Genomic DNA, 25,098 nt, shown 5'->3' on the forward strand with positions numbered 1-25,098 from the left:
CGTTGTTAGGCCCTGGGAACTGAGCCGTGTCCGTGCCGTGTGGTGGGATGGAACCATGCAAGCGGAATTGCGACTGGTACCGGCCGCCGGGGTGGAGGCCCTGGCGAGTTTGGACGCCAGCGGTGAAGCCGTGGTGCGGGCTGTGGCCGCTGGTGGGGCGGTGGCAGTGGCCGGTGCGCCTGGCAGCGGCAAGACCAACCTGGCCTTGCATTTGGCGGTGACGGCTTTGGCTAGTGGATCAAAGGTGGCGTTGTTGTCGCCAACCCGGCGAACGGCGGCATCGTTGCGCCAACGGCTTGAGGCGACGGTCAACCAAATCGAGGGCCAAGTGGTGATGACCCCGGTGGCGCTGGCAATGAGCATTCTCAACCGGCGGGCAGATGCCATCGCCGCCTCCGGCCAGGCCGGGGCGGCGCGTTGGGCTAGCGCCGAGCGGCCACAAATGGTCAGCGGGGCGGACCAGGCAGCGGCCATCGCCTCGCTTTTGGAGGCGGAGCGAAGCGGGCAGGTGGCGGCCACGCCGTGGCCCCCGTCGGTGCCGCCCCAGGCCCTTGGTTTGGCGGCCTTTCGCAACGAGTTGCGTGACTTGATGATGCGCGCGGCCGAGCGCGGCCTCAGCCCGGAGGGCTTGGCGGCGCTGGGTGATCAACAAGGGCGGCCGGAATGGGTGGCGGCGGCCCAAATCTTCGGCGCTTACCTTGATGGCCTGGGGTTACGAACGGCGGCAGATGCCGGCCTGGCCCTGGACGCCGCGGCCATGGTGTCAATGGCGGCGACGGCCCTTCAGCTCTGGGCGGAACCGTATGAACCTCCGGCCGGGGGCGTCAGCCTGCGCCTCGACCCCAGGCTGCGGCCTAGCTGGGATCTGGTGGTTGTTGACGACTACCAAGAGGCCGGTTCGGCCTTGGCCAAGCTGCTTGGTTTGCTGGCCGGCCACGGCGCCCAAATTGTCCTGTTGGGCTGCCCTGACCTGGCAGTTCAGGGCTATCGCGGTGCCATTGCGGATCAACTAGAACGGGCCAGTGATGACCCGCCGGCGGGGTTTGGCGCCAAGCCTATGGTGTTGGAACAGGTCCACCGGCAGGCCGGCGAACTAGCGGGCGTAACCGGGCGAACCTGCCGGTTGATCCGGACGCGGCAACTGGGGCACAAGCTGCGGTCCGCGTTAGATCTGGCCGCCTTGCCTGGGCCTGGTGGCGCTGGCCAGAACGCGCTAGTGACTACTGCCCGTGGGCCCGGGAAACCGGGTGGTGGAACTGGCGGCCCCTGGGGTGCCTCATATGAAGCGGCCACCAGCGTGCTGGTAGCCGGTTCTGAAGCCCAAGGAGTTGCGGCCGTCGCCCGGAGACTGCGTCAGCGCCATCTGCTGGGCGGTGTGGCCTGGGGCAACATGGCTGTGCTGACCCGGACCGGGCGCCAGGTCAGCGAATTGCGAACCGGGCTGGCCTTAGCAGGCGTACCGGCGCAGGTTCCGGGCTCTGAGGTGCTGAGCCTGGACCAGCCGGCCGCCCGGGCCTTTCTGACAGCGCTTTCGGCAGTGTCTGGTCCCACTGGCGCCAATTGGCTTGAGACCAACACGGCCAAAGCCTTGTTGACCGGCCCCATTGGCCAAATGGATCAAGTCGCACTGCGGCGCCTACGGCGCCTGTTGCGGGCCAGGCGGTCGGTTGATGACAAAGCCCTGACGTCCGGCGAGCTTGTGGCCGGCGCGCTGGCCGGGTCGGTTGACCTGGCCAATCTGGACCCTGATTTGGCAGCGCCTGTGGCCAAAGTGGCGCAGGTGATGGAACGGGGTCGTCGAGCCGTGGCCCAGTCAATGGGGGCACACGGGGTCCTTTGGGAGTTGTGGCAGGCCTCTGACTTGGCTGAGCCCTGGCGTCAGGCAGCCTTGCGCGGCGGCACCGATGGGCGGCGGGCGGACCGGAATCTGGACGCGATTTGTGCCTTGTTTGCCGCAGCCGAGCGGTTTGACGCCAGGGTGGTTGGGGCCGGGCCGGCCGGTTTTGCCCGCTATCTCGAAGGCCAGGAGGTTCCCAGTGACACGGTGGCTGGGCATGCCCCGCCAGGAGACCAAGTGACCGTGGCGACCGCCGCTGCGGCAGTTGGCCGCGAGTGGGACACCGTCGTGGTGACGGGTCTGCAAAGCGACGTTTGGCCTAACACCCGGCTAAGGGATTCACTGCTGGGAGCCGGGGTCTTGGCGGGTTTCCTGGATGGCAGGGGCCAAGACAGCGATTTTCTAGAGCGGCGCCGGGCCGTCATAGACGATGAAGCCCGTATGGCGGTGCTGGCCGTGTCCCGGGCCAAGCAACACTTGTGTCTGGTGGTGGTCAACGACACCGACACCAGCCCCTCGGCCTTTGTTGACGCCATGGTCCCATGGCCACCAAAGGGCCAAGACGAGAACTGGGACAACTACGCCGAGCGGCTCTTGTTGTTGAGACAGCCCCAATCAATGGAAACCCCCTTTGACCTGCGAGGTTTGGTGGCTCAGGCCAGGCAAGAGGTGGTCGAGCGGCCGGGCAGCGCTGAGGCGGCCAAGGCGGTCGAGGTGTTGGCGCTTTTGGCGAAGGCCGGCGTGCCAGGAGCTGACCCGGAGCGATGGGCCGGGCTGGCGCCACGGTCGAGCGATGAGCCGGTGTTTGCGCCCGGCCAAACCGTGGTCTTGAGTCCGTCAAAGATCGAAGCCCTAGACACCTGCCCGCTGCGCTGGGCCCTGGAACAAGCTGGCGGTTCGCCGCCGCAGGTTGAAGTGGCCACCCTTGGCAGCCTGATCCACGGGCTGGCTCAGGATTACCCAGAGGCCGGTGCCAACCAACTGTTGGCTGCGCTCGACCAGCGCTGGGCCTCTCTTGGCTTGACGCCCGGATACAGCGCCAGCAAACTCCGCCGAATGGCGGAGAAAATGGTGACGCACCTGGGGCAATACCAGCAAGACCACCGCAACCGTCTTGGCAGCGAGGTTAGGGTCGAGGCAACTTTTGGCCCTGAGGATTTGAGGCGGGTAGAAGCCTCGCCCGGGCCGGTCTTGGCCAGCACAACTCCGGCCGGTGTGGCCAAGTCTGCCGGCGCTCCCTCGGTGCGAGTGTTCGGCTCGATCGACCGGGTCGAGCAGTGTGGCCAACCCGGCGCTGTGCGGCTGGTCGACTACAAGACCGGCTCGAAGTTGCCAACCGGGAAACAGGCTCAGCTCAATTGCCAGCTTGGCGTTTACCAACTGGCTTGGAACGCCAGTCAGGACAGTCAGGTGGCCGAGGCTGCCTTGATCTACCTGGCGGACAACGGCACCAAAGCCGAGCCCATCAGGACCTACCGACAGCCCGCCCTGGTCAACTCCGAAGACCCCAACTGGGCGGCTGAATTGCTTCAACGTTGTTACTGGGCCGGGACGGGCAGGCAGATCGAAGCCAGCACCAACGAAAACTGCCGCAATTGCCCGGTCGCGGGCTGTTGTCCGGTCGATGATCAAGGCAGGCAGGTGACGGCATGACTTTGGCCAAATGTTCGGCCAAATCCTTGGCCAGCGACCTGAGCCTGCCTCAGCCCACAGACGACCAAGCCAGGGTGATTGAGGCGCCGCTGGAACCTGTTTTGGTGGTGGCCGGGGCTGGTTCGGGCAAGACCGCCACCATGGCGCTAAGGGTGGCCTACTTGGTGGCTAACCATCTGGTTGAGCCTGGCAACATCCTGGGCTTGACCTTCACCCGAAAGGCCGCTGGCGAATTGGCCGAGCGGATCAGCTCCTATTTGGCCCGGCTGAACTTCGAAGGCGTCGACGCCCCCAACGTCTCGACTTACAACTCATACGCCGCCAGTTTGATGCGTGATCATGCCCTGCGCCTGGGATTCGACCCAGAGGCCGAGCTCCTAACTGAGGGAGGTGCCTGGCGGCTGGCCATGGAAGTGGTCGAGGCCTGGCCGTGCAAAGAACCTGAGTTGGCCGCCTCGACGCTGGCCGGCCGGGTCCTATCGCTGGCTGCGGAATGCGTTGGGAACCTCACTACGCCCGCTCAGGCGCGTCAAGCGGTCGAAGCCATGGCCGCACATTTTGCGTCCAGACCACGCGGCGTCAACCCCAAATCCGGGCGCATGAAAGGGCTAGATGACCCGGTCAAAGCAGCCGGGGCCAACTTGGCTAAACGTGTCGACTTGTTCGAGCTGGTTGAGAATCTGATTGAGCTAAAAAAACAACGTGGCTTTGTCAGTTACATCGATCAGGAGGCCATCGCCCTGGAGCTGGTTCAAAAGCGTCCCGAGATTGGCCACGGTGAGCGGCAGCGCTTCACCACGGTTTTGTTAGACGAATATCAAGACAGTTCGGCCATTCAAATCAAGCTCCTGTCCCAGTTGTATCGGGGCCATCCCGTCATGGCGGTGGGCGACCCGAACCAGTCGATCTATGGCTGGCGCGGGGCCAGCGCTGAAGGGCTGGCCGGTTTTGGCCGGTCGTTTGCCGACCAAGCCGAAGCGGACACCACGACGCTGACTCTTGGTATGGCTTGGCGCTCCGACCGGGCCATTTTGGATGTAGCCAACGCCGTTGCTAAGCCCCTTAGGCAAGTCTCACCGGTCAAGCTACCGATTCTGGATCCAAAGAAAGGGGCTAGCCAGGGGCAGGTCACGGCTGCCTATTTCGACACCGACCAGGCGGAGGCCCTGGGCATTGCGGAATACCTGGCGCGCGAGTGGCGGGACAAACCAAAGGTTGGTTCCAGGCCGCGAACGGCGGCGGTGCTTTGCCGCAAGCGAGACTTCTTTGGACCAGTGGTCGAGGCGCTGAAAAAAGCCGGGTTGGAATACGAAGTGGTGGGTACCGGTGGTTTGATCGCCCTGCCGGAGGTCCAAGACGTTCTGGCGGCCCTGCGGGCGGCCCACCAACCAGACCACGGCGAAGCCCTGATGCGCCTGGCGGCTGGAGCCCGCTACGCCTTGGGTTTGAGGGATCTTAGCGCCCTGGGGGCAATAGCCAAGCGCTCGACTCGTCAGCAGGTGGCGTTGGCTGACGGCCCGCGTCTAGAAGGTCCTGATAGCCAAATCTCCATAATTGACGTGTTGGACAGCCTTGACGCCAAGCAGGCGGTTGCTTTTTCCAAGTCGGGTTGGCGACGTCTGCGCAGCTTAGCCGGGGCGCTGAGGCGGATCCGACAGGCCGGACAACTGCCTTTGGCGGAGCAGGTTGTTGGGGCCGAGCGGGCGCTGGGATTGGATATTGACCTGATGTCCCGCCGCGGGCCTACCGGCCGGGTGCATGTCGAACAGCTGGTCCAATTGGCCCACCAGTTCGCTGGCAGTTACGGGGGCAGCGCCGTCGACTTCCTTGACTGGCTGGACGAGGAGGCCGCCCAGGACCGCGGGCTGGAACCCGGTCAGGTCAACGTCAACGACCAGGCCGTCCAGGTAATGACGATTCACGCCGCCAAGGGGTTGGAATGGGACTTGGTGGTGGTCTGCGGCCTAAGCGAAACCCAGTTCCCGGTTGTCGCCCCCAATAGGGACGGCCAGCGCAGGGATTCTGCCTACTTTGGTGCCGGGACAGGGGCTTTGCCCTGGTCGCTGCGATTGGATTCGGCTTCGTTGCCCAGTTTCGGGTACCAAAGCTGCCAAGACACAGTTGAACTCAACCAGGAATATGCCCGCTTCGTGGCCAAGGCCGGTGAGCATAGGCTCAGGGAGGAACGGCGCCTGGCATACGTTGCCGTGACCAGGCCGCGCTCTCGGCTGCTTTTGACCGGTTCCTATTTTGGCGGCAGCCGCAAGGACCCGCTGCCGCCATCGATCTTCCTAAACGAGCTGGTCGAAGAAGGGCTGGTTAGCCAGGACCAATGGGCAGCTGAACCGGGGGAAGGCGACAAAGCGCTTAGGGCCGAGGGCCGCAGCGAGCTCTGGCCGCCTGTTCCACCATCCGAAGGGGCCGAGGGCGTTCACCGCGCGGCGGTGGTGACAGCGGCCGGCCGGGTTAGGGCAGCCATGGAGCTGGTTGGCGGCGAGATCGACCAATCGGAGTTGACCGGACGGCTGAGCGCCATGGATGGTGCTTTGGCGAGCCAGGCCGCACTGCTGCTGCGGGAACAATCCCGAGGCAAGGCTGAGGCAACGCTTCACGCGCCCAGACACTTCACGGTCACAGCCTTGGACAGCTGGCTTCAGGACCCAATGGCTTATGCCCAACAGATCCGCCGGCCCATGCCCCAACCACCCCAGGCCTCGGCCAACGTGGGCACGTTGTTCCATCAACAAGTTGAGGCCCTGCTCTGGGCCGGTTCGGGCCAAGGTGAACTTGGCCTAGAAGAAGCCGCAGACAGTGGCAGTGACGATCCAGACAGCCGGCGCGTAGCCAAATTGGTGGAGAAGTTCAAGCAATCAAAGTGGGTCAATCCGAGCTCGGGCCTGAAACTAGTCGCCACCGAACACGATCTAGCAGTGCGCCTGTCCGGCACGGTACTGCGCGGACGGGTCGACGCCATTTTCGAGGACCAGACCGGCCATTTGGTGGTGGTCGATTGGAAGACCGGCAGCGAGAACCGATCACATCTCGATCAACTGAGGCGATACCGGGCCATGCTGGCCCTTCACCAAGATGTGGACCCAAGCACCATAAGGGCCGTGGCCCACTACGCCGGCACTGGCAAGGATGTGGAAGCCGGTCAGGCTGAGGCCGGTTCGGCCGCGACCGAGCTAGCGGCCCAACTCAAAGCCTTGGGCGCCTAGTTCTTGTCCTGGCCGGTTTGGGCGTCATCGTCAGGCAGATCTGCCGGGGCCTCGGCTTGATCGCGCAAAAAGTCCGGCAAATTGGACTGGGCACTTTCAAGGTCTTCAGCGGCGGACTCTAGCTCTGGTTCCGGTTCTGGTTCCGGTCCCGGCTTGGCCGCGGAGCCGAGTCTGGACCCGAAGGCGGGCCTAGGTTGAGCAATGGAGCCGAATCTGGACTTGAAACCGGACTTGGGTTCAGCGCCGGGTTCGTCACCTGGTTCTGATGCCTCATCCTGGTCGGGCGCTGGCTTGGTGATAGAGCCGAATCTGGACTTGAAACCAGCCTTAGGTTCGAATTCAGGCCCAGGTTCTGATGCCTCATCCTGGTCGAGCGCTGGCTTGGTGATAGAGCCGAATCTGGACTTGAAACCGGGCTTAGGTTCAGCGCCGGGTTCGCCACCTGGTTCTGATGCCTCATCCTGGTCGAGCGCTGGCTTAGTGATAGTGCCGAATCTGGACTTGAAACCAGACTTAGGTTCGGCGCCGGGTTCGTCTCCAGGCACTTGGGCCGGCTCAGCCACTGGCGCGATATCGGCCAGTTCGTCGCCCCAGGCTGGGATCTGCGAACCGGTGTTGCCCCACATATCAACCCCACCAGCCGTCACCGGCAGGCGAGTCGGTCCACCTGGGCGAGGGCCGTCATCGGACGTGTCTGGTTCCTGCCACCGCTTTGGCCGGTCTAACCGGACGGTCTCGGTCTCAGCCAGCGCCTCACCGACCTTTGGAATTGATTCGGAAGTCAGGCGCTGGTGTTCGCGGGCAGCCGCGGCCGAGGCCCGCTTGGCGGCTTCGAGGCGTTGCCGGTTGTCTTCGGCTAGGGCGGCCTGGTGTTCGGCCTCGGCGTCCTCAGCCGCCACGGCCTGGTCGAGGTCCGCCAGCATTGACCGAGCGTCTTCGACAATGTCGGCTTCGGACGCGTCCAGGCCATGAAGCAGCCAACGCACAACCGCGATCTCCGCCAGGAAACCAGCCCGGCCCTCAAGGTGAGGATCTTCGAGGTCAAGGCGGTGGCGGCGATAGGAGGCGATGACTGATTCGGCCACATCAGGGGCTGTCGCCGCCAGTAGTGGGGCTAGATCCTCAGCTGGATCGGATACCCGCACGGCGGCCAGGTCAAGCAGGGCCGTCACCCTGCCGGCTTCAACTTGGACGTGTTCGGGTGCCATGTCGCCGTGTATCACCACGGGGGTGAAAACCCACATGTCATCGTCGTCAAGGCGGGCTTGCCAGCGGTCGACTAGGCGTTCGGTGACGTGGCCCGATGCCGCGGCCCGGCCAACCTCTTTGCGCAAGTTGCCGCGGTAAGTGTCTGGGGTTAGGACCGGTTGACCGGCTTTGCGCGGCAGTTCCGGTGGCAGGGTGTGGAATGCAGCTAGCGCCCGGCCCAAGCCTGCGGCCAAACCTGGGCCGGGGTCGAGTAGTTCGATGACCAGCTGGGTACCGGGCGGCTCGGGGTAGACCATTACGGCCATGCCGGTGGGAGCGACAGCAAAGCCACGTGGGCGGACCACTTCAAACGGCAGCGCGCCGCCACCGGCCGCGCCTTCAAGTAGGCGCAGTAGTTTGACTTCGGCTTCTTGGCCGTCGGCGGCGGCCTTGTTGTGGGGAATGCGAATAACCCAGCGGCGCTTGGTGGCGTCTTGGGCTGTGGCATAACTGAAATCCGCGCCAATGTGGCTCATTGCCACGCTGGTCAGGTCCAGCCCCGGCACCGCCGCAGTTGCCAGCGCCGCCAGGGCATAGGGATTCGCATTGGTGTCTACCACCCTCTAACCGTAGGGTCGAATGTCGGTGGTACTTGAGAAGATGGTCAGCGTGTCAAGACATGACGATGCCGAGCGCATCCTGGAGGGTTTGGACCCCGAACAGCGGCAAGTGGCAGCCGCGCTGGTGGGTCCAGTATGTGTGGTGGCCGGGGCAGGCACGGGCAAAACCCGGGCAGTAACTCACCGCATCGCCTATGGCGTGCGCACCGGTACGTACAACCCGGCGGCTGTCATGGCATTGACCTTCACCACCAAGGCGGCAGGTGAACTGCGTGAACGCTTAGCCGCCTTGGGGGTTAGCGGGGTTCAAGCCAGGACTTTCCATTCGGCCGCGCTGAGGCAGTTGAGCTATTTCCTGCCGCGGGTTGAGCATCGAGCGGTGCCGCGGTTGGTGGAACATAAGGCTCGGCTGGTGGCAACGGCGGCGCGGCGACTTGGGCTCGAAGTAGACCGGGCGGCCATTCGTGACCTGGCGGCAGAGATCGAATGGGCCAAAGTCAACCTGTGGACCGCCCAGGACTATCAGACCAAGGCCGCCAAGGCCGGCCGGGGCCAGCCAGGTGGCTATGCGCCGCTGGCGGTGGCCAGGCTAATGAATCTCTATGAGGAGATCCTGAGCGAGTCTCAGGCAATGGACTTCGAGGACGTTTTGCTGGCCACGGCGGGTTTGTTGATGTCCCATCCGGCGGTGGCGAACCAAGTCCGGTCGCAATACCGGCATTATGTGGTGGACGAATACCAAGACGTGTCGCCGCTGCAACAGCGCCTATTGGATTTGTGGCTGGGGGAGAGGCAGGAAGTCTGTGTGGTCGGTGACCCTGCCCAGACCATCTACACCTTTGCTGGGGCGCGATCCGATTTCCTGACTGGTTTCACCCGTCGCTACCCCAAGGCGGTCCGGCTCGAGTTGGTGCGGGACTACCGTTCAACCCCCCAAGTCGTTGGGCTGGCCAACGCCGTTGTCCGGGCTGGGCCAGGGGTTGGCGCGGTTGAATTGGTGGCGCAACGCCCTGCGGGTCCTGAGGTTCGCTTCCAGCGTTACGGCGATGACACCGAAGAGGCAACCGGGGTGGTCCAGCAAATTGCAGACCTGATCGAACAGGGTGTGCCGGCGGAGGAAATCGCGGTTTTGTACCGCGCCAATTCCCAATCTGAGCCCTTCGAAGCGGCTCTGGCCAGCGCCGGCATTGCCCATAAGGTGCGCGGCGGCGAACGCTTTTTCGACAGACCTGAGGTGCGCCAGGCCTTGGTTTTGTTGCGAGCCGAATCAAAGACAAGTTCCGACCTGACTGAGTTGGAGCGGGTGCATGAAGTGCTGCGGGGTAGCGGTTGGACGCCGCAGCCGCCGTCGACGCGCGGCGCCCAGCGTGAGACCTGGGAGTCGCTCGATGCCTTGGCCTCCTTGAGTCAAGACCTGCTGTCCGGCGGAGCCGGCACGTTGGCCGAGCTGGTCGCCCAAATCGACTTCAGGGCCTCGAACCAGCACGCCCCCACGCCGGCCGGTGTGCAATTGGCTTCGCTTCACGCCTCCAAGGGACTTGAATGGGAGGCCGTTTTCCTGGTTGGTCTGTCCAACGGCCTGATGCCAATATCCCTGGCGGACACCCCAGCCCAGGTTGAGGAGGAACGTCGGCTTTTGTACGTTGGCATCACCCGCGCCAAGGTCCACCTGTTCTTGTCCTTTGCCGCCGCCAGAGTGGTCGGTGGCTCGGCCAATCGCCGGGCGTCGCGCTTCCTCAAGGGTCTGTGGCCCGGCGCCCGCCGGTCCACCAGCTCAGGTGGCAAGCCGGCAGTTCCAGCCCTGGCAGACCTAACGGCCCAACAAGCCGCGGTGTTCGAAGCCCTCAAACAATGGCGACTGGACCTGGCCAAACAGGCCGGCCTTCCAGCTTTCACGGTTCTGACCAACGTCACCTTGCGAGCCCTGGCGGTTGAGGGGCCAACCACCGTCAAGGACCTGGCTGCCATACCTGGGATCGGGCCGTCCAAGCTTGAGCGTTACGGTGAGGAATTGCTGGGCTTGTTGGCCGCGTTTCAACCGGACGAATCTAGCTAGGCACATCAATACCAGGCCGGATCGTCGGCCGCCCAGATGCTCCAGCTGGTGGCTAGGTCCCCCAGGCGGGCTGTGCCGTGGCGGGTGCAGTCTGGGTGGATTTGGTGTTCAGCCCAGGACGGTGAGTAGTCGGGCAGCGAGAAAGTAATGGACCGGCCCTGGGTGGTGGGGGTCTCGCCAGCCAGGGCCGCCAGAACCTGGGCGGCGCCGTGGGCACCGGCCAGGGCAGCCAGAGTCGTGTCCTCACCGCGCCGGCCCAGGGGTGAGGCGGCGCATTGCTGACTGGCCACGACGTACCAGGCCGGGTCGGCCTCGGCCCGCCACAAGGCCTGGCACCAGGTGCAAGGTCCAGTCAGAGGATTGACCCAAGGCCCGCAGGTGATTGAGATCTCGCCTATGACGATGGGCAAATGCGGCACCATGTGGGATGAGAGGAAATCAGCGCGATGCGGATCGACCACGTCGCAGCCGGTGATAACCGCGGCGTTGGGTTGGCTCAGCGGACCTTTGGCGCGAACCTCGCACGGATACCCAGCCAAATCGATGATTCTGGTCAGCGCCTGGATCCTGGGCATGCCGATGTGTTCTGGGCTGTAGACCTGCCCCACGTCACGACCCGCCACATCCTGGCGGTCGAACAGCTGGAGGCTGCCAAGGCCGGCGGCGGCCAGGTTAACTGCCAATTGAGCTCCAGTTCGCCCAAGGCCGTAGACCGACACGGCCTGACGCAGGCGGCTGGCGGCCGCGTACCAACCCTCGGGTTCGACCAGAGACCGGGTTTCTGCCTCGGCCGCCAGGCGCTCACGTTGCAGGGGCGGGACGTTCCATTGGTGCGATTGGTTGGCGGCGCGCCGAGTCAGGCAGCCCGCGTCGCCCAGTTGCTTTGTTAGTTCGTGGGCCCGGTGAGGCGCACCGCCGTGGCGCAAGAGGATCCCGCGCAGATTGGCGCTCGAAGACTCATGGGCCAGCGCTCGTAGCAGTTCTATTTCGCCGGGTCCCTCCAGGTCCAAGATGACTCTGATGCGGTGGTCTTCGCCCACTTGGGCGCTGCAATAGCTGCGTTGGTAGACCTTCAGCCCAGGTTTGAGCTGCATGCTTACCTCCCTACTAGGCAGGTGCTGCCCCAGGGCGGGTCCGCCCAGCCGGCCCCACCCATCACAGCCTGCCGACTTTGCCGCCTCCTGCCTAGAGCTGGCGGCCGGGCTGTGGATAACTGGTCGCGCCTTGTTGAGTTGGATGCTACCTGTCGAATCCGGCTGGACCCTGCCAGATGCCGTCTCGGCCTCCCACGGTGGACACCAACTGATGCCCTGGACTTTGCCCCGCTTCGGTGGTGATCGGCCAAGCTAGACCAATTGGACGCTTTGGGCGATGCTTGACGGGTGACGAAAGACCTGTCGATTCTGGCTGTCCACGCCCATCCAGATGACGAATCGTCCAAGGGCGGCGCCACCATGGCCAAATACGCTGCCCAAGGCATCCGAGTGGTGGTGGCTACGTTCACCGGCGGGGAACGGGGAGGAATCCTCAACCCAAAGTTGGCCCACCGGCAGGACATTTTGGACAACCTCACCCAGGTCAGGCGCGACGAAATGGCTGCTGCCGCGGCTGCCCTGGGGGTTGAGCACCGCTTCTTGGGTCATGTCGATTCGGGCCTACCGGAGGGCGATCCCCTGCCGCCTTTGCCTGAGGGCTGCTTCGCCGCCCTTCCACCGGCCGAGGCGGCCGAGCCGCTGGTGGCGCTTATCCGCGAAGTCAAACCCCAGGTGCTGACGACCTATGACGAGACAGGCGGATACCCCCACCCAGACCACATCCAGACCCACGTTGTCACCCTGGCTGCGCTGGCTCTGGCTTGCGATCCAACCGCCCTACCGGACCTGGGCTCGGCCCATGAAGTGGCCAAGGTTTACTACGACCGCGGCTTTACCCTTGAGCGCTTGCAGGCGATTGATCGCGCCATGACCCAGCGCGGCCTGGATTCACCTTTCGTTGAGTGGATTGAACGCCGGCGCCGCCAAGGCGCACAGCCAGGCGGCGTCAGCGCCCGGATCAACGTTGCCGGGTTCCTTGACGCCCGCGATGCCGCGCTGAGGGCACATGCCACTCAGGTCGATCCGAACGGCTGGTTTTTCGCCGTGCCGCGGGCGATTGAGCGTGAAATCTGGCCTTGGGAAGAATTCATGCGAGCCCAGCCGGCCCCTGAGCCAGGAGAGACCGAAGACGATTTGTTTGCTGGACTGCGCTAGCCAGCATCCTCCAACCGCCAGTCCAGGGCTTGGCATCAGCGCAGGGCGGCAATCATCACGGCCGTGAAGTGGCAGGTGTAACCGGCAATGGTGCAAAGGTGGAAAATCTCGTGGAAGCCAAACCAGCGCGGTGCCGGGTTGGGCCACTTGAGGGCGTAAATGACGGCCCCGGCGGTGTAGGCCAATCCGCCGGCCAGGATCAGCCAGACCAGCGCCGGACCGCCAGACCGCCAAAAGCTCGGCAAGAACCAGAGGGCTGTCCAGCCTAGAACCACGTAAATCGGAACGTAGCTCCAGCGAGGGGCTCGAAGCCACAACACCCTAATAAGGATCGCCGCCGCAGCTCCGCACCAAATCAGCCAGAGCAGCAGCCGCTCCGAACGGCCTGAGAGCAGCAGAACGCACAGGGGTGTGTAGGTGCCGGCAATGATCAGAGCGATATTCGAGTGGTCAAGGCGCCGCAGTACGCCAGAAACTGTCCGGCCCCACCGGCCCAGGTGGTAAATCGCAGAATTGGCGAAAAGCATGATGGCGCTGGCTACAAAGACCGAACTGGCTGCTTTGGCTGCCCGGCCGTGGGCCAAGGCGATCAGAACCACGCCGGAGGCGATAACCAACGGCACCATGCCAGCGTGGAACCAGCCGCGCAGCCGCGGCTTGGGCTCTACCAGCTCCGGCATGGCGGCGGGAGAAGCAAGGCTCGAAGTCACGTAACCTACGCTACCGTAAGTTCTTCAGTCCGGTAGCATTCTAAGCGCCATGCAACTCTCTGGCAGCCTTTATCGCTGGTACGAAGGTCGCCTCAAGGCGGCCTTGCCGCAGGACGCCATGCCGCGTCACGTCGGCGTAATCCTTGACGGCAACCGCCGCTGGGCCAGGGCCGCAGGCGAAGGGGCCGCCGCTGGGCACAGGGCCGGTGCAGACAAGATTGCCGAATTCCTGACCTGGTCAGAAGACGTTGGCGTCGAGATGGTGACGCTCTGGATGCTGTCGACTGACAACTTGGCCCGCCCTGCCACCGAGCTGGAGGAACTGGTCACGATTATTGAGCAGGCGGTCAGCGACTTGGCCCTGGCCGGCCGTTGGCAGGTCCAGGTGGTCGGTGCGCTTGACCTGCTGCCATACCAGACGGTCGAGCGTCTGCACGCCGCCGAGGCCGCCACCGCTGGGGTTGACGGTCTGCATGTCAACGTCGCCATTGGCTACGGCGGGCGCAAGGAGATAGCCGACGCCGTCCGTTCGCTGCTCGACGAACAAGCCAAGGCTGGCGTGACTTTGGCACAGTTGGCTCAAAAGGTCGACGTTGAACACATCGCCAAACACCTCTACACCTCCGGCCAGCCAGACCCAGACCTGGTTATCCGCACCTCCGGCGAACAGCGGCTATCAGGCTTCTTGATGTGGCAGTCGGTCCATTCGGAATTCTATTTCTGCGAGGCCTATTGGCCTGATTTCCGCAAGGTCGACTATTTGCGCGCCTTGCGTTCATTCGCCGCCCGAGAGCGCCGCCTGGGGCGCTAGGAGCCCGTAGCCTGCGCGCCGGCTGTCCGTCAATTGCCCGATGCCGCCTCCCGGTTGGGGAAAGAACCCAAAGCTCGACCTCACGGACATGGGTATTTGGTGTGGGAGACCTCATGGCCCCGTGACAGATGAGCCCACAAGCAGAAAGGCCCATAGACTGTGGGCTCATGGAAGAAACTGGGCGTGCCAAGTGGTGGCGCCATCCCGGGCCGTGGGCCGTAGCTGTGGTGGCCTTATCAGTGGGGTTTTCGGTTGGACTCGGGTTTGGCTCGCTGACCGGTGGGCGGGGCACCAACGCCGCCGAGGAAACGGCCCTGCCGTCGCCAACTATTTCTGTTCCACCAGGTGACCCGCCAGCGACCACAGAAATAGGCGGCATCATGATTGGCCAGGATGGCAAACCCGGCGGTGAAGTGCCGCCCGGCGTGGTTCAAGTCGACGTCTTTGTCGACTACATCTGCCCGTTTTGCCAGCGTTTCGATCAGCAAATGGGCGCCACGCTGTGGCAGAAATCAGCTGCCGGCGAAATCGCCCTAGTGATCCACCCACTGGGTCTGCTGGACAACTTTTCCACAACCAATTACTCATCGCGCGCGGCCGGCGCCGCAGTTACCGTGGCGGCCTTGGCGCCGGACCAATTCCGGGCTTTTGACCAGCTTCTCTGGCAAAACCAGCCGCCAGAAAACGGCCCCGGACTTAGCGACGAGGAACTGGTTGACTTGGCCAAAGAGGCCGAGGTGCCGCTCGATGTGGTGGCGGTGATCCCGACCATGCCGTATGCCGACTGGGTGGCGCAGAAGACCCAGCTAGTGGCCTCGGTCGAGGGCTTTCAGGGCACCCCTTTGGTCACGCTGTCCCTGCCGGGTGGCCAAATGTGGCAGTTCGACTGGTCACAGACTGACCTCGACCAGGCCCTGGCCAACGTCAAAGCCGGGTTGCCCCCAGCCCCGGCTCAGGACGAAACTGTCCCCGAACCAGTCCCCGAAGAAATGCCCTAGGCAGCCACCCAACCCTGATCCAATGGCTGCAGAAGCCACGCTGGACCCAAGGCATTGACCAGAGTAGCCAAACAGCCAGCGGCCAGGCGGTGCCACTAGACTGACCGTCCATGGCCAACAATGCCCACCACCCCAGGTCCACAGCCAAACCAAGGCGACGTCGAGTCGCCGCTCTGTTCGCCCTGGTGGCGGCAGTGGGCTTGTCAATGCCACTAGCCTCCTGCTCGTCCAAAGACGAAAGCCCTCCGGCCGAGACCAACACCCCTGAGGCCAGACCCACCGAGGCGACCCCGACCGAGACGACCGAAGCGCCGCCATCGGACGCGCCAGATGCGCCGCCGGGCGCTACCCCGATCGGTGGCATCACGATTGGCCAAAACGGCGAGCCGGGCGGTCCGGTGCCCAATGACGCCGTCCAGGTGGACGTCGTCACCGACTACATCTGTCCTTGGTGCAAGCACATAGAAGACCTCTTGGGTGAGCAACTGCGCACGATGTCAGCGGCCGGCGAAATCATTTGGGTGGTCCACCCACTGGGGTACCTCGACACTTTTTCAGAAGATGAGTATTCGACCCGCGCCGCCAACGCGGCCGTGACCGTGGCGGCCTTTGCTCCAGCCAAGTTCCTCGACTTCGACGCGCTTTTGTGGGAAAACCAACCAGCCGAAGGCGGCCCCGGCCTCTCCGATGCCAAGCTTGCCGAACTGGCCAAACAAGCCGGGGTGCCGGCCGATGTAGTGGCCAAACTGCCTGAACAGCCGTTCGCCGAATGGGTCATCCAGTCGACCGCGACGGTGACCACGGCTGAGGGCTTCAAAGGCACCCCTTGGGTTTTGTTGTCCTACCAGGGTGGGAAAATGTACCCCTTTGCCAATTGGACCACCGACCCCTTAGAGCAGGCTGTAGCAAAGGTCAAAGCCGGCCAGGCGCCCTAGCGTTCGGCTGGGCGGTGTTCCGGCCAGACCCGGCCAGTCAGATGGCCTGATTGGCTGGCTCAGGTGAGTCTTGGGCCGGTTTCGCTTCGGGGCTGGCGGCCTCAATCCGGGCCTTGGCCTGGTCAAGCCATTCCTGGCAGCGGGCGGCCAGCTGTTGGCCGCGTTCCCATTGGGCTAGTGCCTCTTCTAGGGATTGCGAACCGGACTCAAGCGCTTGGACCACCTGTATCAACTCGGCCCGGGCCTGTTCATAGGTCATTTCCTGCGGCTTGATGGCCTGGCTCATTTTCGTCTCCCGTTTTCGACCTTGGTTGCTGTTGCCGCCAATGTGCCTTTGGCCAGGCGGAGTCTAAGTTTGGTGCCCGGCGGGGCCTGTTCCACTTGGGTCACCAATTGGCCGTCTTCCGCCACCACCAAGGCGTAACCGCGGTCCAAGGTGCCCTGCGGCGACAGGGCGGCTAGTTTGGCCACCAGAGTGGCGACGCCGGCCACTTGAATGGTCAAGATCCGCTCCAGGGTGCTGGTCGAGTCGGTCGCCAGCGCCGCGATCTCCTGCCGCCTGGCGGCGATGATCCACTGAGGATCAGCCAAGACGGGCCTTGATTTGGTGGCCGCTAGGCCTTGGCGTTCGCTGGCTAGCCGCCGCTGAAGTGCCGCCGTCATGCGGCTGATCGCCTGGTTGACCCCGGTCGCCTCGTAAGCGGCGTTAGGCACCAGGTGTTTGGCGGCGTCGGTAGGGGTGGCTGCCCTATAGTCCGCCACCAGGTCAAGTAGGGGGGAATCGGCTTGGTGGCCGATGGCGCTGACAATCGGCTTGTGGGCATTGGCGACTGCTCGGATCATGGCCTCGTCGCTGAATGGCAGCAGGTCTTCGACCGCGCCGCCGCCGCGAGCTATGACGATGACTTCGACCTTGGGGTTGTTCTCGAGTCTGGCCAGGGCTTGGCAGATTTGGTCGGTGGCGGTAAGACCTTGGACGGCAACTTCTTCGATAGCAAACTCGACACTGGGCCAGCGGGCGGTGGCGACGGTGATGACGTCCTTTTTTGCATCCGAATCCCGGCCCGTAATCAGGCCCACCAACCCCGGGGCGAAGGGCAGTGGTTTCTTGCGGTCTTGGTCGAAGAGGCCCTCGGCTGCCAGGGCGCGTTTACGCTTTTCAATCTGGGCCAGCAAATGACCAATACCGGCCAGGCGGATTTCCCTGACCTTGAAGGAGAGCCGGCCTCGCTTGACCCAGAATTCCGGCTTGGCGTTGACGACCACCTTGTGGCCCTGCTGAAGCTCCAGTCCGCTCAACACCCCGGTGAACATGGTCAGGTCAACCGAGGCGTCCTGGTTAGGGTCGCGCAGCACGGCGTAGGCCATTGAGGCGCCGGGGCGATGGTTGAGTTGGACTACTTGGCCTTCCATCCAAACCCAGCCCAGCTTCTCGACCCAGCCTTTGACGTGGCCGGAGACAACATGGACCGGCCACGGTTGTTCAGGACTAGACGCCGCCATGCCCAAACCCTCTCAAATCGTGCCCTGGCCGTGTGATGGACGCACCGACGGCGGACCAATCCGCCCTACCATTGACTTCCGTGACTAGATCGAACCCCCGGAGCCAGCCATCTGACCCGAACCTTGGGTCCAGGCAGCCTGCGTGGGCCGCATCTTCGCTGGTAGATGCTTCGAGTCAACTGTGCTCGGACCGGGCGGAGCCCGTTGGTCAGCGCCCTGCTGGTCACGTCCTGCTGGCCTCGCCTCGAGGCTACTGCGCCGGGGTTGACCGGGCTGTGGTGACAGTTGAGCGGGCCCTGGACCTGTACGGGCCGCCCCTTTATGTGCGCAAAGAGATTGTCCACAACTCCCAGGTGGTGGCGCGTTTGGCTGGGCGAGGTGTGGTCTTTGTGCCCGAGCTCGACCTGGTTCCCCCCGGCGCGCGGGTGGTCTTTTCCGCCCACGGGATCGCGCCGGCAGTGCGCGACCAGGCGGCCGCCCTTGGGCTGTTGACCATCGACGCCACCTGCCCACTGGTGACCAAAGTCCACCGCGAGGTTGGCAAGTTCGCCGCCCGGGACCTCTCGATTGTGCTGGTTGGGCACGCCGGACACGAAGAAGTCGAAGGCACGGCCGGCGAGGCGCCGAACCGGATCACGGTCGTCTCTTCGCCGGGTCAGGTCGACCAGATCGAGCTGAAAGACGAGTCAAAGGTGGCCTGGCTGTCGCAGACGACCTTGTCGGTTGACGAGACGGCCAAAGTGGTCTCGAAGCTGCGGCACCGGTTTCCGGCACTAACCGACCCGCCTTCTGACGACATCTGCTATGCCACCCAAAACCGGCAAAACGCGGTCAAACTGATCGCCGGCCGGGCCGAGGTAGTAGTTGTAGTCGGCTCGGCCAACTCCTCCAACTCTGTCCGGTTAGTCGAGGTCGCCCTCGAGAACGGCGCGGCGGCAGCCCACCGGGTCGATTCGGCCAATGAGCTCGATCCAGCCTGGCTGGCCGGCGTCAAGGTTGTTGGGCTGACCTCTGGCGCCTCGGTGCCAGAAGTGCTGGTAGACGAGGTGCTGGCCCGGCTAGCCGAGCTGGGATTTGGTCAAGTCGAAGAAGTGGCCACATCAGCCGATGCTCTGGCCTTCGCGCTGCCGCGAGAACTGCGCCTGGATTTGGTCAAGGCCGGGTTGCCGGTCGAACAGTTGCCGCACCGCGCTTAGTAGCTGTCAGCCATTCACTTATGCATCAACCACCGACATGGTTGGCGCTAAGGTGGGCGGCGTGGCACTGACAATCGGCATAGTTGGCCTGCCCAACGTGGGCAAATCAACCCTGTTCAACGCCTTGACGCGGAACCAGGTCCTAGCGGAAAACTACCCATTCGCCACCATCGAACCCAATGTCGGTGTGGTGCCGCTGCCCGACCCGCGGCTAGAAGTGCTGGCCGGGGTCTTCAATTCGCCAAAGACCATTGCTGCCACTGTCTCGTTCGTCGACATCGCCGGTATTGTGCGCGGCGCCTCGACCGGAGAGGGCCTAGGCAACCAGTTCCTTTCCCACATTCGCCAGGCGGACGCGATTTGCCAGGTCATCCGGGTCTTTGGCGACGGCGACGTGGTCCATGTCGAGGGCCGGGTCGACCCAGCAGACGACATCGAGATCATCAACACCGAGCTGATGCTGGCGGACCTGCAAACCCTCGAAAAGGCCATCGCGCGTCTAGAAAAGGACGTCAAGATCAAACGTGGCGACCCAGCTGAACTGGCGGCGGCCCTGGCGGCCAAGGAGTTGCTCGATGCCGGAACCACGCTTGACAGTGCTGCTCACCAAGGCTTGATAGACCTTGAGCCTCTGCGTGAACTGTCGCTGATGACGGCCAAGCCCTTTCTGTACGTCTTCAACTCTGACGATTCGGTTCTGGAATCACCCGAGCGGGTCAGCCAGCTGCGCCAGCTGGTGGCGCCGGCCGAGGCCATCATCATGGACGCCAAATTCGAGGCTGAGCTGATCGAACTAGACGACGATGACGCCTTGGAGCTGCTGGCGGAAACTGGGCAAAGCGAGCCCGGACTGGCCACTTTGGCCCGGGTCGGTCTCGAAACGCTGGGGCTGCAAACCTTCCTCACGGCTAATTCGACAGCGGCCCGGGCCTGGACCATCCCGCGCGGCTGCACGGCGCCACGGGCGGCTGGGGTAATCCACACCGACTTTGAGCGCGGTTTCATCAAAGCCGAGGTCATTGGTTTCGATGAATTGGAGGCGATCGGTTCGCTGCCCGAGGCTCGCGCCCAAGGAAAGCTACGGATCGAGGGCAAAGACTACCTTGTGCAAGAAGGCGATGTAATCGAATTCCGCTTCAATGTCTAGCCCCAAGTTCGGAGGCAATGGAATCGCTGGCGACCTCCAGCACGGACCAGCTAACCGAATCGATTAGCATGACGACTGGGGGATAGTCCCGGTAACCCACGACTGCCCACGCCGCTACACCGTAGTATTCACCCAGGGGTAGCATCACCTCTGTGCCGGTTCCGGAAATGTCCGGTCTATTTTGGAGAAAACCTTCCACTGCCACGGCAGATTTGAAATCCACTCCGTCCGGTGTCCAGACGTATTTGACATCAACCTCTGCCGGCGCCCATTCGCCGGGCGTCACCACAGCGGTCCCTCCGAGCCTGATGTCACCTTCCAGCTTTGGTGGCGCCAGGTTCTCAATTGGGTTGTCTGGGTTTACGGGAATGTCCCAAAACCCAGCAAAGTGTTTGTGCTCATCTGGGTCGCAACGGCCCTGCGGGAGCATCCACAGCCCAAGCCTGGCTCCAGCCATGGCGGGTGTGATTTCCAGGGTCTGTCCCCTAATTTCGTAAGAGCCACTGCCGTAGTTCGGCTCCGCCACAATCCATAGCCACGACTTCGGTTTGCAGCCCCAGGGCAGGCGCACGCTACCCTGGGTGGCTTTGACGGTTTCACCAGAGGCAATGTGGCCTGTAACAGCTAGCATCTGCGGTTTCCTTAGGTACCAAATGGTCACGCCGGCCACCACCAGAGCGCCCACCAGGGCAAAGACCAGCCAGCGGCGGCTCTTTTGGGTTAGCCGCTTGGCCCAGGTTGTCAGGCGCCGGTCACGGGTCAAAACTGACCTCCTCAATGAGGTAGGCCAGCGGCTGGTAGTTGCGGAATGACACGACCGCCCACACGGCAATGGTATTCGTCTGATCCTCAGCAAAGGTCAGTGCGGGGGGATCTTCCGAAATGTTAAGAAACATGCTGTAACCGGCCATCGCGGCGTTTAGAGCCAAAGCCTCATTTTCGTTCTCAGAATGCAATCTGTCTCCCCAGACGTAGACCACGTCGGCAGCGCTGGGATGCCAAGTACCTGGCACAATCTGGGCCGTGCCACCGGCGCGCAAATCCCCCTCCAGGCGGGGAGGGGTCAGGTTTCTGATGGTGTCTTCAGTGTTGACCTGAATTTCCCAACTAGCCTCGTAGGCAAAAAACATGCCCGGGCACATGCCGTATGGCCGCATGGTCAGTTCCAGTCTAGTGCCGGCCATCATTGGCGTAATCTGAAACGATTCACCCTGGACAGAGTATCCGTCTCCGAGCCAACCGCCATGCGACACTTTCCATTCGAACGAACCAATGTCGCATTCCTGCGGCAGCTTGAGATCCACCAGGGACGCTCGCACGGTGTTACCTGGCGCTAATTCGCCTTCTGCTGCAATTTTGGGCGTAGCCCGCCAGTCATTCCGCAAGGGTTTTTCGTCATTTGAGGCAAATAGGATCAGCCCAAAAACACCCGCCAATAACAGTGGCCCCAGCCAAGCGACTTTCCTTGGGGGACCGCCCGTGTGCCGATGGTTGATCATGGCGGACCACCACTTCGAACTATCTGGGTTAGCCATGCGGCCATCAGCCTTCGTGTCGCTCGCTTCTGCCTGGCCATTAGCTGTTCCAGTCCGGCGGTTTCACTGGTCGATGAACGGATTGATGATGGTGAGAGTCTGTTCAACGACCAAACCGTGTTGCAGATCCTCGGACAAGAGCGTGTCGCAGCCGGCCATGAGGGCGGCGGCCACAACCATTGAGTCCCACCATGACAGGGAATACCTTTCGGCCACCTTCCAGGCGCGCCGAAACAGTTCGATGTCTGGCTGGACAGGGTCCCACGTGGTAAAGGATTCGACATCGGCCTGAGCGGCGGCGGTCTCCCGGGCCAACTCGTCGCCCCGAGTCGCCACCGCATAGAACTCCGCCAGAATTTGGGTGGAAATCCGACCCCGCCTGGACTGAGCCAGTTTCCGCAGCCAGTCGGTGGCGATGGCGTTTTTGCGCGCGTCTGTGTTGTCGCGAAAACAAACCAGGATGTTGGTGTCGACAAAAACCAAGCCTTCTGGCGTCATTTCGTAACCGGCCGGTCGTAGATTTCGGCACGGGTTGGAACGGTCCGGCCGTCGTCGCGCTCGGGCAGTCGAAGGTAGGGGCCACGAGCGAATAGGTCGGTCATGGCCTGGTGAAAGTGGTCTTGGTCGCTGAACCGCTCGGCCAGGACCTGCCCAACAAACCGGGACATACTCAAATTGTGGTTGGCGGCTTCGATGCGCAGCCGTTTCAGCACTTCGGCGCTAGCGGTGATTGTGACATTTGGCACCATGAACCCCCTGTTCAATCACGAACCTAGTGTGCCACGAAGTTCGTGGCACCAGGCACCTGGTACCAAGCTGGCGGCGATCTTGGCCCCTCCGGCTTTGTGACGACCTGGTCGAAGCTGGTCTTGGCATCCTGCGAACCGGCTGCCGCACCAAAGGGGCCTGCCGTCGCCAAGTCCCCGGCCGGCATCGGCGGGAGGCTAAGGTGGTACGCCGTGGCTCTTACCATCGGTATTGTTGGGCTGCCCAATGTGGGTAAGTCCACCGTCTTCAACGCCTTGACCAAGAACGATGTGCCGGCGGTGAATTATCCCTTTGCCACCGTCGAGGCCAACGTCGGCGCGGTCGATTTGCCTGATTCGCGCCTGGCGGTATTGGCGGAGATCTTCGACTCGGCCAAGATCACCCCAGCGACCGTTTCGTTCGTGGACATTGCTGGCCTTGGACGTGGCTCGTCCAGGGGCGAGGGTCTGGGCAACCAGTTTTTGGCTTCAATCCGCGAGGCTGACGCGATTTGCCAGGTCATTCGGGTCTTTGAGGACGGTGACATTGTCCACGTGGAAGGCCGGGTCGACCCGGCGGCCGACATTGACATCATCAACACCGAGCTGATCCTGGCGGACCTCCAGACCCTCGAGAAGGCCATTCCGCGCCTGGAAAAGCAGGTCAGGATCAAACAGGGCGACCCGGCAGAACTTGCGGCGGCCCAACAGGCCAACGACCTGCTCGACTCCGGTACCACCCTTCACGCCGCCGCCCAGCAAGGCACCTTTGATCCCGCGCCGTTGCGCGAGCTGACATTGATGACGACCAAACCTTTCCTCTGCGTGTTCAATGCCGACGATGCCGTATTGGGCTCGAGCGAAAAGCGTGCCTTTCTGCGTGGTTTGGTTGCCCCGGCCGAGGCCATTATTCTCGACGCCAAATTCGAAGCTGAGCTGGCCGTGCTCGATGCGCCAGACGCGGCCGAATTGCTGGCTGAGTCTGGGCAAAAAGAACCGGGCCTAAACACCCTGGCCCGGGTCGGTTTTGCCGCCCTTGGCTTACAGACCTATCTGACCACTGGACCGGACGAGACCCGGGCTTGGACAATTCGGAAAGGTGCCACCGCACCGCAAGCCGCCGGCGTAATCCATACCGATTTCGAACGGGGTTTCATCAAGGCGGCCGTGGTCAGCTACGAGGATCTGGTTGAACTAGGTTCCCTGGCCGAGGCCCGCTCCCACGGCAAGTTACGCCTAGAGGGCAAGGACTACGTCATGCAAGAAGGCGATGTGGTCGAATTCCGCTTCAACGTTTGACCAGGTCACAGGGCCGGGGGACCCCCTGGTCACGGTCCTCGCCCCTGCGCCCGTTGGCCGCTGGCCCCTGGCCCGCGCCTTGGGACGGGCCCTAGGGTTGATTGTGTTGCCATCCATGACAGCTGGACGGCACGGGGACAGATGTCGCCAGGTATTAGGCAAGGACGGGGCTGGTAGACCGTGGACGCACTTGATATTGGCATGTGGGTGGCCGGATTTGGCTTGCTTGGAATAGGCGTTTTCCGGGTGCTCAGTCGCTACTTCGCCAAGAAGAACTGCACAGTGCAGGCCCAGGGCCGTGTTACCTCCATGCGCGTAGATGTCAACCTAGGGGCAGGTGACGACCCATCGACCACCACCCGTTACGTCAAATATGAGTACTCGGCGGAAGGCTCCCGTGTTGAAAAAAGACGCCGGGTTTCCTGGCTGCAGTACCGGCGGCTGGATGAAGGCCAGGTGGTGACCGTCTTCTATCAACCGGATAACCCGAAACGTCACTACGTGGCCGAGATCAAACACCGCTGGTTCATCACGGCACTTTTCATCGCGGGCGGAGCCCTATTCCTGTTTGCCGCGATTTAGCCGTTCGAGGGCCTAGGGGGCTGGTGAACAATTCCCGCCGGCTGCGGTCGCCCCCAGGCGGCGCCTCGCTTCGTTGTCGGCCGTACCCCGTTAGCCCTGCTAGCGGGGCAGACCTCCGCCTTGCGATGCATCACCTGGTGACGATCCTCGTTTCGGCGCGCATTATTCACCAACCCCCTAGGCGCGCACCTTGGCGGCGAAGCTGGCAATGGCCTCTGGGTCAACCTGGTCGACATCGGTCTTAGTCTTAGCGACCCGGCGAATAATGAAGCGTTCGGCTTTGTTCAGCTTGTCGAACTGGAACCGCCCGGCGAAAAAGACAGCAGCCTTGGCCTGGTCATGCAGGGCTTGCGGAAAGGCTGTGGCCAGTTCCTTGGCGCGCGTGTCTTGTCCTTGCTCCATGCCGCATACGAACAACGCCAACTGTTGGCCAGACGGGTCAAACCCCTCAGCAAACTGCCTCATGGCCTTGACCGGCTGACCGGCGTAGATGGCCGTGCCAAGGACAATGGTGTCGTAGCCATCCAAGGACGCCGGGCCCTCGGTTAGGTCAAACAAGGCGGTGTCTTCGCCCAGTTCCGTCGCCAACAGTTGGGCGATGTCCCCGGTGGTGCCATGCTTCGAGGCATACACAATCGCGGTTGTCATAGTGTCCATCCTGCCGGATTCTGACCCAGCCCGTCCCCATCCCTCGAGACACTATGTGGTGATTGGCTGGGTTGGTTTGGTGGTTGGACAATAGTGGCGGCGGGGCTGGTGCCCCGCCGCCTTCAAGTCGAAGAGTTTTGAAAGGACTCGACTCATGGATCATCGTA

The 25,098-nt window shown here is 63.0% G+C and carries 21 protein-coding genes; 11 read left to right on the forward strand and 10 right to left on the reverse strand.

The genetic code is table 11. The features are described 5' to 3' along the window. Window positions 1-55: 55 nt before the first annotated feature. Both FWD29_04980 and FWD29_04985 read left to right on the forward strand, forming a co-directional pair. A complete protein-coding gene (locus FWD29_04980; protein ID MCL2803288.1) occupies window positions 56-3,490 on the forward strand; it encodes a PD-(D/E)XK nuclease family protein in 3,435 nt (1,144 codons plus the stop codon). Continuing rightward, entirely contained in the window at window positions 3,487-6,708 is a 3,222-nt protein-coding gene (locus FWD29_04985) for an ATP-dependent helicase (protein ID MCL2803289.1), read from the forward strand. The genes FWD29_04980 and FWD29_04985 overlap by 4 nt, the downstream gene beginning before the upstream one ends. Here the strand turns inward: FWD29_04985 and FWD29_04990 are convergent. After that, a complete protein-coding gene (locus FWD29_04990) occupies window positions 6,705-8,516 on the reverse strand; it encodes a phosphotransferase (GenBank protein ID MCL2803290.1) in 1,812 nt (603 codons plus the stop codon). The two genes, FWD29_04985 and FWD29_04990, sit on opposite strands and share 4 nt — an antisense overlap. A gap of 40 nt (window positions 8,517-8,556) precedes the next feature. Between FWD29_04990 and FWD29_04995 the strand changes: the two genes are divergently transcribed. After that, window positions 8,557-10,572 carry an ATP-dependent DNA helicase UvrD2 gene (locus FWD29_04995; GenBank protein ID MCL2803291.1) on the forward strand — a complete coding sequence of 672 codons (2,016 nt, stop codon included), beginning with the start codon at window positions 8,557-8,559 and terminating at the stop codon, window positions 10,570-10,572. Between the two features lie 5 nt (window positions 10,573-10,577). Here the strand turns inward: FWD29_04995 and FWD29_05000 are convergent, their stop codons facing one another. Further along, window positions 10,578-11,666 carry a hypothetical protein gene (locus tag FWD29_05000; GenBank protein MCL2803292.1) on the reverse strand — a complete coding sequence of 363 codons (1,089 nt, stop codon included), beginning with the start codon at window positions 11,664-11,666 and terminating at the stop codon, window positions 10,578-10,580. Window positions 11,667-11,954: 288 nt separating this feature from the next. On the opposite strand from FWD29_05000, the gene mca reads away from it, so the two are divergent. Next, window positions 11,955-12,821, forward strand: coding sequence for a mycothiol conjugate amidase Mca (mca, locus tag FWD29_05005; protein ID MCL2803293.1), 867 nt, complete (start codon window positions 11,955-11,957; stop codon window positions 12,819-12,821). A 35-nt stretch (window positions 12,822-12,856) separates the two neighbouring features. Here mca and FWD29_05010 read toward each other — a convergent pair whose 3' ends face one another. Beyond that, window positions 12,857-13,531, reverse strand: coding sequence for a hemolysin III family protein (locus tag FWD29_05010; protein MCL2803294.1), 675 nt, complete (start codon window positions 13,529-13,531; stop codon window positions 12,857-12,859). A 49-nt stretch (window positions 13,532-13,580) separates the two neighbouring features. Here FWD29_05010 and FWD29_05015 point away from each other — a divergent pair, with 49 nt between their 5' ends. The 3 genes from FWD29_05015 to FWD29_05025 all read left to right on the forward strand — a co-directional run bounded on the left by FWD29_05015 (window position 13,581) and on the right by FWD29_05025 (window position 16,275). Beyond that, window positions 13,581-14,342, forward strand: coding sequence for an isoprenyl transferase (locus FWD29_05015; GenBank protein ID MCL2803295.1), 762 nt, complete (start codon window positions 13,581-13,583; stop codon window positions 14,340-14,342). Between the two features lie 167 nt (window positions 14,343-14,509). Further along, window positions 14,510-15,340: a thioredoxin domain-containing protein gene (locus FWD29_05020; protein ID MCL2803296.1), complete on the forward strand. Its 831-nt coding sequence runs from the start codon at window positions 14,510-14,512 to the stop codon at window positions 15,338-15,340. 110 nt (window positions 15,341-15,450) lie between these two features. Further along, a complete protein-coding gene (locus FWD29_05025; GenBank protein MCL2803297.1) occupies window positions 15,451-16,275 on the forward strand; it encodes a thioredoxin domain-containing protein in 825 nt (274 codons plus the stop codon). A 37-nt stretch (window positions 16,276-16,312) separates the two neighbouring features. On the opposite strand, the gene FWD29_05030 is transcribed toward FWD29_05025, so the two are convergent. Next, window positions 16,313-16,561: an exodeoxyribonuclease VII small subunit gene (locus tag FWD29_05030; GenBank protein ID MCL2803298.1), complete on the reverse strand. Its 249-nt coding sequence runs from the start codon at window positions 16,559-16,561 to the stop codon at window positions 16,313-16,315. Next, the gene (gene xseA / locus FWD29_05035) at window positions 16,558-17,778 is read right to left on the reverse strand and encodes an exodeoxyribonuclease VII large subunit (GenBank protein MCL2803299.1); all 1,221 of its coding nucleotides are present in this window, start codon (window positions 17,776-17,778) and stop codon (window positions 16,558-16,560) included. The genes FWD29_05030 and xseA overlap by 4 nt, the downstream gene beginning before the upstream one ends. 179 nt (window positions 17,779-17,957) lie before the next feature. Between xseA and FWD29_05040 the strand changes: the two genes are divergently transcribed. Together FWD29_05040 and ychF (FWD29_05045) are read left to right on the forward strand one after the other, a co-directional pair. Further along, window positions 17,958-18,974: a 4-hydroxy-3-methylbut-2-enyl diphosphate reductase gene (locus FWD29_05040; protein MCL2803300.1), complete on the forward strand. Its 1,017-nt coding sequence runs from the start codon at window positions 17,958-17,960 to the stop codon at window positions 18,972-18,974. A gap of 61 nt (window positions 18,975-19,035) precedes the next feature. After that, entirely contained in the window at window positions 19,036-20,121 is a 1,086-nt protein-coding gene (gene ychF, locus FWD29_05045) for a redox-regulated ATPase YchF (GenBank protein ID MCL2803301.1), read from the forward strand. Here ychF (FWD29_05045) and FWD29_05050 read toward each other — a convergent pair. From FWD29_05050 to FWD29_05065, 4 genes are all read right to left on the reverse strand, one after another. After that, complete coding sequence (locus FWD29_05050) at window positions 20,111-20,884, reverse strand: hypothetical protein (protein ID MCL2803302.1); 774 nt, start codon at window positions 20,882-20,884, stop codon at window positions 20,111-20,113. The genes ychF (FWD29_05045) and FWD29_05050 overlap by 11 nt on opposite strands. Continuing rightward, window positions 20,874-21,656, reverse strand: coding sequence for a hypothetical protein (locus FWD29_05055; protein ID MCL2803303.1), 783 nt, complete (start codon window positions 21,654-21,656; stop codon window positions 20,874-20,876). The genes FWD29_05050 and FWD29_05055 overlap by 11 nt, the downstream gene beginning before the upstream one ends. 63 nt (window positions 21,657-21,719) lie before the next feature. Then, window positions 21,720-22,154 carry a PIN domain-containing protein gene (locus tag FWD29_05060; protein MCL2803304.1) on the reverse strand — a complete coding sequence of 145 codons (435 nt, stop codon included), beginning with the start codon at window positions 22,152-22,154 and terminating at the stop codon, window positions 21,720-21,722. Continuing rightward, the gene (locus tag FWD29_05065) at window positions 22,151-22,420 is read right to left on the reverse strand and encodes a hypothetical protein (protein ID MCL2803305.1); all 270 of its coding nucleotides are present in this window, start codon (window positions 22,418-22,420) and stop codon (window positions 22,151-22,153) included. Before FWD29_05065 ends, FWD29_05060 begins: the two co-directional genes overlap by 4 nt. A 195-nt stretch (window positions 22,421-22,615) precedes the next feature. Here FWD29_05065 and ychF (FWD29_05070) point away from each other — a divergent pair, with 195 nt between their 5' ends. Next, window positions 22,616-23,701 carry a redox-regulated ATPase YchF gene (ychF, locus tag FWD29_05070; GenBank protein MCL2803306.1) on the forward strand — a complete coding sequence of 362 codons (1,086 nt, stop codon included), beginning with the start codon at window positions 22,616-22,618 and terminating at the stop codon, window positions 23,699-23,701. A 180-nt stretch (window positions 23,702-23,881) separates the two neighbouring features. After that, a complete protein-coding gene (locus tag FWD29_05075; protein ID MCL2803307.1) occupies window positions 23,882-24,283 on the forward strand; it encodes a DUF3592 domain-containing protein in 402 nt (133 codons plus the stop codon). A 177-nt stretch (window positions 24,284-24,460) separates the two neighbouring features. Here the strand turns inward: FWD29_05075 and FWD29_05080 are convergent, their stop codons facing one another. Next, entirely contained in the window at window positions 24,461-24,931 is a 471-nt protein-coding gene (locus FWD29_05080) for a flavodoxin domain-containing protein (protein MCL2803308.1), read from the reverse strand. Between the last annotated feature and the right edge of the window lie 167 nt (window positions 24,932-25,098).

It is taken from the genome of Micrococcales bacterium, from assembly GCA_009784895.1.
Taxonomy (GTDB): Bacteria; Actinomycetota; Actinomycetes; order Actinomycetales; family WQXJ01; genus WQXJ01.